Annotated in this window: 5 protein-coding genes and 1 pseudogene; 5 read left to right on the top strand and 1 reads right to left on the bottom strand. The window is 71.2% G+C overall.

Features of this window, described 5'->3' with window-relative positions; genetic code table 11:
* The 5 genes and pseudogenes from GTY47_RS11600 to GTY47_RS11580 all read left to right on the top strand — a co-directional run.
* Window positions 1-679: pseudogene (locus GTY47_RS11600) on the top strand (DUF5753 domain-containing protein); the annotation flags it as partial.
* Window positions 676-930 carry a DUF397 domain-containing protein gene (locus tag GTY47_RS11595; protein ID WP_010035877.1) on the top strand — a complete coding sequence of 85 codons (255 nt, stop codon included), beginning with the start codon at window positions 676-678 and terminating at the stop codon, window positions 928-930. The pseudogene GTY47_RS11600 and the gene GTY47_RS11595, both read left to right, overlap by 4 nt.
* Before the next feature lie 60 nt (window positions 931-990).
* The gene (locus GTY47_RS11590; protein ID WP_029180898.1) at window positions 991-4161 is read left to right on the top strand and encodes a hypothetical protein; all 3171 of its coding nucleotides are present in this window, start codon (window positions 991-993) and stop codon (window positions 4159-4161) included.
* Window positions 4162-4334: 173 nt separating this feature from the next.
* The gene (locus GTY47_RS11585) at window positions 4335-5243 is read left to right on the top strand and encodes a hypothetical protein (RefSeq protein ID WP_029180897.1); all 909 of its coding nucleotides are present in this window, start codon (window positions 4335-4337) and stop codon (window positions 5241-5243) included.
* Between the two features lie 196 nt (window positions 5244-5439).
* A complete protein-coding gene (locus GTY47_RS11580; RefSeq protein WP_029180896.1) occupies window positions 5440-6294 on the top strand; it encodes a hypothetical protein in 855 nt (284 codons plus the stop codon).
* Window positions 6295-6300: 6 nt separating this feature from the next.
* Here GTY47_RS11580 and GTY47_RS11575 read toward each other — a convergent pair whose 3' ends face one another.
* The gene (locus GTY47_RS11575) at window positions 6301-8694 is read right to left on the bottom strand and encodes an HAD-IC family P-type ATPase (protein ID WP_010035869.1); all 2394 of its coding nucleotides are present in this window, start codon (window positions 8692-8694) and stop codon (window positions 6301-6303) included.
* Window positions 8695-8740 lie beyond the last annotated feature (46 nt).

The raw sequence follows: 8740 nt of genomic DNA, 5'->3' as shown, positions 1-8740 counted from the left end.
AAGATCGAGGGCGGGAAGCGGATTCCCCGCCAGGAGTATCTGGTCAAGGCCGACGAGGTGTTGGGCGCGGGTGGGCTCATCGCGGCGACGTGGGAGGACGTCAAGAAGGTCCGGTACCCGAAGAAGGTGCGGGACCTGGCGCAGATGGAGGCCAAGGCGGTCGAGCTCCAGCTCTACGACCCGCTGAACGTCCACGGGCTGTTGCAGACGCCGGAGTACGCACGCGGGCTGCTCCTGATGCGGCGCCCCGCGTACACCGAGGAGGAGGTGGAGCGGTTCATCGCGGCGCGGGTGGCCCGCAAGGCCGTCTTCGAACGGGATCCGGCGCCCGAGATCAGTTTCGTCCTGGAGGAGTGGACGCTGAGGCGTCCCCTGGGAGACCGGGCGGTGCTGCGCCGACAGCTGACACCTGCTTGAGGCGGGACAGTTGCGGAACGTCGAGCTTCAGGTGATGCCGATGGACCGCGAGGAGCACGCCGGTGTGGACGGTGGCATCGAGGTGCTGAAGTTCGAGGATGGTTCGGCGGTGGGGCGTTCACCAGTGGTGGCCAACGGCAGGCCGGTCTCCGAGCCGAGGCAGCTCCGTATCCTGGAACTGCGGTACGGCATCATCCGGGCGCAGGCCCTCACTCCTCGTGAGTCGACGGCCTTCATCGAGCAACTGCTGGGGGAAACATGATCCGCAACATAGACCTGGTGTGGTTCAAGAGCAGCTACAGCAGTGGCAGCGAGGGTGACTCCTGCGTCGAGGTGGCGCTGAGCTGGTTCAAGAGCAGCTACAGCAGCAGCAGCGAAGGTGACTCCTGTGTCGAGGTCGCCACCACCCCCGCCACTGTCCACATCCGCGACTCCAAGCACACCGAAGGTCCCCGGCTCGCCGTCGCCTCCGCCGCATGGGCGGATTTCGTGACGTTCGCCTCCGGGAGCTGAACCGGGGCCGGACGGCGCGCGCACCCCCGCTCCCCAGGCGGTACCTTCGTCCTCTCGTCGATGAGGAGAAGGAACGTGAGCAGCAAGTTCGTGCGGCCCGCCGCCGAGGGCGCCGACCCGTTCGGTACGGCACGCCTGCGGCGCGGCGTCATCGACGCCTGGGCCACCAGCCCCGCCCGGTTCCGGGAGGACGCCAACGCCGAGGAGGACCTGGTTCTCGGCGGTTACCGGGACCGGCTCGTCGTCGAACTCGCGCAGAACGCCGCCGACGCCGCCGCCCGGGCCGGGGCGCCCGGCCGGCTGCGGCTCACCCTCCGTGATGGCGTGCTCGTCGCCGCCAACACCGGCGCGCCGCTGGACGCCGCCGGGGTCGAGTCGCTGTCCACCCTGCGCGCGTCGGCGAAGCGGGAGACCCACGAGCAGGCCGTCGGGCGGTTCGGCGTCGGGTTCGCCGCCGTCCTCGCCGTCACCGACGAGCCCGCCGTCGTCGGTCGGCACGGCGGTGTCCGCTGGTCCCTCGCCGAGGCCCGGGAACTGGCCGCCGACACCGCCCGGCACAGCCCCGGCCTCGGGGACGAGATCCGGCGGCGCGACGGCCATGTGCCGCTGCTGCGGCTGCCGTTCGCCGCCGAGGGCACCGCCCCCGACCCGTACGACACCGCCGTCATCCTGCCGCTGCGCGACACCCCCGCCGCCGACCTCGCCGAACGCCTGCTGCGGGCGGTCGACGACGCGCTCCTGCTCACCCTCGCCGGCCTCGAAGAGGTCGTCGTCGAGATCAACGGCGAGAGCCCCCGGACGATCTCCCGCCGCACCGACGGTCCCTTCACCGTCGTAGACGACTCCGGCGACGGCGTCACCTACTGGCGCACCGCCGCCGCCCACGGCCCCCTCACCCCCGAGCTGCTCGCCGACCGGCCCGTCGAGGAGCGGCTGCGCCCCCACTGGTCGGTCACCTGGGCCGTGCCCGTGGACTCCGACGGCAGCCCGGCCCGGCCCCGCACCAGCCCGGTCGTGCACGCCCCCACCCCCAGCGACGAGCCGCTCGGCGTCCCCGCCCTGCTCATCGCCTCGTTCCCGCTGGACTCCACCCGCCGGCACGCCGCCCCCGGCCCGCTGACCGACTTCCTCATCCAGCGCGCGGCCGACTCCTACGCCGAACTCCTCGGTGACTGGCGGCCGGTGACGGCCGGGCTGATCGACCTGGTGCCCGGGCCGCTCGGCAAGGGCGAGCTGGACGGCGCCCTGCGCCAGGCGATCCTGGAGCGGCTGCCGCGCACTGCGTTTCTCCCGCCCGCCCACCCGGCGTTCCTGCCGCCCGCCGTCGAGCGCCGCGAGCACGACGGCGACGAGCTGCCCGAGTCGCTGCGGCCCCGGGACGCCGAGGTCGTCGAGGGCGCGGGCGCGGACACGGTCCGGGTGCTCGCCGAGGTGCTGCCCACGCTGCTGCCCGCCGGTCTCGAACGCCGGGCGGAGCTGCGCACCCTGGGCGTGGCCCGGGTGCCGCTGACCGAGGCGATCGACCGGCTGGCCGGGCTGGAGAAGGAGCCCGGCTGGTGGTGGCGGCTCTACGACAGCCTGGCCGGGGTCGACCCGGACCGGCTGTCGGGCCTGCCGGTGCCGCTCGCGGACGGCCGTACGACGATCGGACCCCGGCAGGTCCTCCTGCCCAGCCCGGAAACCACCCGTATCGACCCGGAGATCCTGGCCCGGCTCGGTCTGAAGGTCGCCCACCCGGACGCCGCGCATCCGATCCTGGAGAAGCTGGGCGCCCTGCCCGCGACCCCGCGCGCCGTGCTCACCACCCCGCAGGTCAGGGCCGCCGTCGCCGCGTCGCTCGACGACGAGGGCGGCGTGCTGTGGGAGGAGGACGCGCTCGGCGCGGAGGAACTGGCCGACACCGTCCTCGCGTTGGTGCGGGACGCCGGTCTGGAGCCCGGTGACGAGCCCTGGCTCGGCGCGCTCGCCCTGCCCGACGAGGACGGCGAACCGGCCCCGGCCTGCGAACTCGTCTTCCCCGGCGGCCCGTTTGCCCAGGTCATGCGCGAGGGCGAACTGGCCGCGGTGGACGCCGAGCTGGCCTCCAAGTGGGGTGAGCAGCCGCTGGCCGCCTGCGGGGTGCTGGTGAACTTCGCGCTCGTCCGTGCCACCGACGTGGTCCTCGACCCCGACGAACTGGAGCCGCGCGAGGGCGACTTCGCCGAGCCCGACGACCCGGGCCTGCTGGACGCGGTCGACGTGTGGGCGGAGGACGTCCTCGACCGTTTCCCGGACAGCCCGGTGCCGCCGGTCGCGACCGAGATCATCGCCGTACGGGATCTCGACCTGGTCGACGAGGACAAGTGGTCCCAGGCCCTGTCCCTGCTGTCGCAGCCGCCCCTGCGGGACGCGATCGTGCAGACCGTGCGCGTCCTGCTGCCGGACGGCACGCACGAGGTCGTACGGCCGTACACGGCGTGGTGGCTGCGCGGGAACCCGGTGCTGGACGGCCGCCGCCCCGCTGGCCTGCGCGCCGCCGGCGGCGACCCGCTGCTGCGCGGTCTCTACGAGGAGGCCGACGCGACCGGTTTCGAGGACGAGCAGGTGCTGCGGGCGCTGGGCGTGCGGACGTCCGTCGCCGCGCTGCTGGACGAGCCCGGCGGTGCCGCCGAACTCCTCGACCGGCTCGCCGACCCCCGGCGGGAGGTGACGGACGCCCAACTGCACGCGCTGTACGGGGCCCTGGCCGAACTGGACCCGGAGCAGGTGACCCTCCCGGACGAGCTGCGTGCCGTCATCGACGGCCGGGTGGAGGTCGTGGACGCGGCCGACGCCGTGGTGTGCGACTCACCGGACCTGCTGCCCTTCACGGCCGGCGTCCCCCTGCTGCCGGTCCGCCCGTCCCGGGCCGCCGAACTGGCCGAACTCTTCCAGGTACGGCGCCTGAGCGAGTCGGTCACCGGGCGGGTCACCTCCGAGGGCACCGAGCACGACGTCCCGGACGCGGTGCGCGTCCTGCTCGGCCCCCGCACTCCCTCCTCCTACATCGAGCACGAGGAACTCGTCGTCGACGGCGTGGAGATCGACTGGCGCCTGACGGACGACGACGTCCTGCACGCCGCCACCCTGGAGGGCGTCGCCGCGGGGCTGGCCTGGGCGGCGGGGCAGTGGCCACGGCGGTTCGAGGTGGCGGCACTGCTTGAGGACCCGTCGCGGACGGAGGAGCTGGCGCGGGACCGGTGGTTCGACTGAAGCGTGCGGCGGCGCTTGGTCGTTCGGTGAAAACTCTCGCACGAATTTTTCACTTCTCGTACAACCAAGCGCCTTGCTCGCGAATCTGATCACGTGAGTCAACAGACTCCACGATCACTTGGGCCCCAGGAGCCGACGATGAGCGCCGGGGCCCCTCTCCACCTGGAGAACGCATGCGTATCCGAGCCACTGTGGCCGCCGTCACCGGTGCCCTGGCCCTTTCCGCCTTCGCCGTGCCGGCCGCGCAGGCCGCCGAGCCGAAGGTTCCCGCGGACATCGCCGCCGCCAGCGAGGTCGTCCACTCCGACTCCGGCCGGTCGGCCTTCGCCGCCGCCGCGGACGGCACCCCGTACGCCATGAACGCGACCTTCTCCTCCGTCAAGGTCAACAACGGCAAGAACATCGCGGTCGGCACCACCAACCTGGTGAAGGTGCCCGTCTCCTTCAAGCTGACGCACGGCGCGGACGTCGACATCCACGCGGCCGACTTCTTCGCGGGCGTCGAGCTGTACCGCGGCGCCTCGTTCCAGGAGTCGATCTTCTTCTTCGACAGCAACGACGCGAGCTGCACCGACTCCTCCGCGACCGTCGCCAACTGCAAGGCCACCGTCGAGATCGACCCGTTCGCGCTGCTGAACGAGGACGCCGGCTCCTGGAAGGCCGCGGGCTTCGCGGTCGCGTTCAACGGCGAGGACCCGGAGAACCCGAACCTGGACAACGTCGGTGTCGCGGTGACGGACCCGACCAACTCCTTCAAGCTCCAGCGCTACTCGAAGCTGACGGTCAACGCCTCCCCGGAGCCGGTGAAGAAGGGCAAGACCATCACCGTCACCGGCAAGCTGTCCCGGGCCAACTGGGACGACAACAAGTACCACGGCTACACCAACCAGCCGGTGAAGCTCCAGTTCCGCAAGAAGGGCTCCGACACCTACACCACGCTGAAGACCATCAAGTCGAACAGCACGGGTGAGCTGAAGACCACCGTCAAGGCCTCCACCGACGGCTACTTCCGCTACTCCTTCGCGGGCACGACGACCACCCCGGCCGTCAACGCCGCGGGTGACTTCGTCGACGTGCGATAACACCGCCTCACACAGACGGCACCGCCGGCCACGGGATCCGTTCCGGGGCCGGCGGTGCCGTCTGTCCCATGGGTGTGTCAAACGTTGCGGATGAGGCGGCAAAACCCGGACCGGGTCCTACAACCTGATCGCGGGCTCGTGGATCTGATCGCGTGAGTCAACAGACTCCTAGATCACTTCTCCACCTGGGGAACACATGCACATCCGAGCCACTGTGGCCGCCGTCGCCGGCGCCCTGGCCCTTTCCGCCCTCGTCGTCCCGGCCGCGCAGGCCGCCGACGCGCCGTCCGGCAAGGCGGCGTTCGGCTCCGCCTCGACCGAGGCCGAATCGGGCACCACCGCGTCGACCCTCGACGTCACCTTCTCCAACGTCAAGGTCAACAGCGGCAAGAACATAGCCGTCGGCACGACCAACGTGGTCAGCGTTCCGGTCACCTACACCGTGACCCACGCCGCGGACCTCGACACCAGTTCGGACAACTTCGCCACCGGTCCGCTGATCTACCACGGCTCCTCGCTGGACACCGCGGACAACGTCCTGATCAGCGACGACCCGGCCACCTGCACCGCCGCCTCGTCGACCGTCCTCAACTGCAAGGGCGTCATCTCCATCCGCCCGGCCGACGGCGACCTGCTCAACTCCGAGGCCGGCACCTGGGGCGCCGGCGCCCTCGCCGTCACGAGCGACGGCAAGGAGAAGATGCAGGGCGGCCTGGGCAGCACCAAGGTGCAGCGGTACTCCAAGCTGACCGTCAACGCCGGCCCCGAGCCCGTCTACAAGGGCAAGACGATCACGTCCACCGGCAAGCTGTCCCGCGCCAACTGGGAGGACAACGCCTACCACGGCTACACCAACCAGCCGGTCAAGCTCCAGTTCCGCAAGGCGGGCACCAGCACCTACACCACGGTCAAGACGGTGTACTCCGACAAGTACGGCAACCTGAAGGCCACCGCCACCGCCCAGTACGACGGCTACTGGCGCTTCAGCTTCGCCGGCACGACGACCACCCCGGCGGTCAACGCCACGGGCGACTACGTCGACGTGCGGTAACTCCGGCTACGCCGGGAAGCGGCGGTCCACCCACCTCCACAGGAGTTCCAGGGTGGCCGCCGCCACCACCGCGATGCCGACCGCCAGCCACGGCATCGTCACGCCGACCAGCTTCAGCGCGAAGAAGTGCTGGAGCCACGGCACGACCAGGACCAGCAGGAAGGCCCCGGCCATCGCCGCCACCAGGGCGATGCGCCACCAGGTGTAGGGGCGGGCGATGATCGCCAGTACCCACATCGAGATGAGGAACAGCGTGAGCGTCGCGGCGCTTGTCTCCGCGTCCAGCGCGCCCGCGCCCGTGTAGTGCTCCCGGGCGATCAGGTACGTCGCGAAGGTCGCCACCGCCGCCACCACCCCGCCCGGGATCGCGTACCGCATCACCCGCCGCACGAAGTTCGGCTTGGCGCGCTCCGTGTTGGGCGCGAGTGCGAGGAAGAAGGCCGGGACGCCGATCGTCAGGGTCGACAGCAGGGTCAGGTGACGTGGCAGGAACGGGTACTCGACCTGCGAGCAGACCACCAGGATCGCCAGCAGCACCGAGTACACCGTCTTGACGAGGAACAGGGTCGCCACGCGCGTGATGTTGCCGATGACCCGGCGGCCCTCCGCCACCACCGACGGCAGCGTCGCGAAGCTGTTGTTCAGCAGCACGATCTGCGCGACCGCCCGGGTCGCCTCCGAGCCGGAGCCCATCGCGACGCCGATGTCGGCGTCCTTCAGGGCGAGGACGTCGTTCACACCGTCGCCGGTCATCGCGACGGTGTGCCCGCGGGACTGCAACGCACCCACCATGTTCCGCTTCTGCTGCGGGGTGACCCGCCCGAACACCGTGCCGTCGTCGAGGGCCTCGGCCATCCCGTCCTGGTCGGCGGGCAGCCGGCGGGCGTCCACGGTCGCGCCGGACAGCCCCAGCTTGGACGCGACCGCGCCGACCGACACCGCGTTGTCGCCGGAGATGACCTTGGCGGCCACGTTCTGGTCGGCGAAGTAGCGCAGCGTGTCGGCCGCGTCCGGCCGCAGCCGCTGTTCCAGTACCACCAGGGCGGTGGGCTTCGCCCCCTCGGCCACCTCGGCGTCGTCGAGGTCACGGTCGACCCGGGCGAGCAGCAGCACCCGCAGGCCCTGCTCGTTCAGCCGCCCGGTCTCCGCGAGGGACGGGTCGTCGTCGGGCAGCAGGACGTCCGGCGCCCCGAGCAGCCAGGTGCTGGTCTCCCCGCCGGCCTCGGCGAACGCGGCGCCGCTGTACTTGCGGGCGGAGGAGAACGGCAGTGCCTGGGTGCAGCGCCAGTCCTCGGCGGCCGGGTAGGCGTCGATGATCGCCTTGAGCGAGGCGTTCGGCCGGGGGTCCGACTCGCCGAGAGCGCCGAGCACCTGGCGTACGTGCGTCTCGTCGGCGCCCTGCAGGGGCCGCAGCTCGGTGACGTTCATGCCGCCCTCGGTGAGGGTGCCGGTCTTGTCGAGGCAGACCGTGTCGACCCGGGCCAGCCCCTCGATCGCGGGCAGCTCCTGGACGAGGCACTGCTTGCGGCCCAGCCGGATGACGCCGATGGCGAAGGCGACCGAGGTGAGCAGCACCAGCCCCTCGGGGACCATCGGGACGATGCCGCCGACCGTGCGGGCGACGGAGTCGTCGAAGGCGTTCTCCTTCACGAACAGCTGGCTGATGATCAGGCCGATCGCGGTCGGGACCATCATCCACGTGACGTACTTCAGGATCGTGGAGATGCCGGAGCGCAGCTCGGACTGGACGAGGGTGAACCGGGACGCCTCCTCCGCGAGCTGCGCGGCATACGCCTCCCGCCCGACCTTCGTGGCCTGGAAGGCCCCGCCGCCCGCGACCACGAAGCTGCCCGACATCACCTGGTCGCCGGGGCGTTTGACGACCGGGTCCGCCTCGCCGGTGAGCAGCGACTCGTCGATCTCCAGCCCGTCGGCCTCGGCACAGACACCGTCGACGACGACCTTGTCGCCGGGCCCGATCTCGATCAGGTCGTCGAGGACGATCTCGGAGGTGCTGACCTGGCCGGACATCCCGTCCCGGCGGACGGTGGGACGCACCTCACCGATCAGCGCGAGCGAGTCCAGCGTCTTCTTCGCCCGCCACTCCTGGACGATCCCGATGCCGGTGTTGGCGAGGATCACGAAGCCGAACAGGCTGTCCTGGATCGGCGCGACGAAGAGCATGATCAGCCAGAGCACGCCGATGATCGCGTTGAAGCGGGTGAAGACGTTCGCGCGGACGATGTCGACGGTGGACCGGCTGCTGCGCACCGGCACGTCGTTGACCTGGCCGCGCTCCACCCGCTCGGCGACCTGAGCCCTGGTCAGGCCGGTCTCGCGGGAGGTGACCGTCGCCGGCCACGCGGAGTCGGGCCGGGCACCCGCGTCGAGATGCGTCATGCATTCGACGGTACGTGCGGATTTGCCGCTTCACCTGCCGAATGCG

Source organism: Streptomyces sp. SID5464 (assembly GCF_009862985.1).
GTDB classification, from domain to species: Bacteria; Actinomycetota; Actinomycetes; order Streptomycetales; family Streptomycetaceae; genus Streptomyces; species Streptomyces chartreusis_D.
This window is presented reverse-complemented; position numbering and strand designations above follow the sequence as displayed.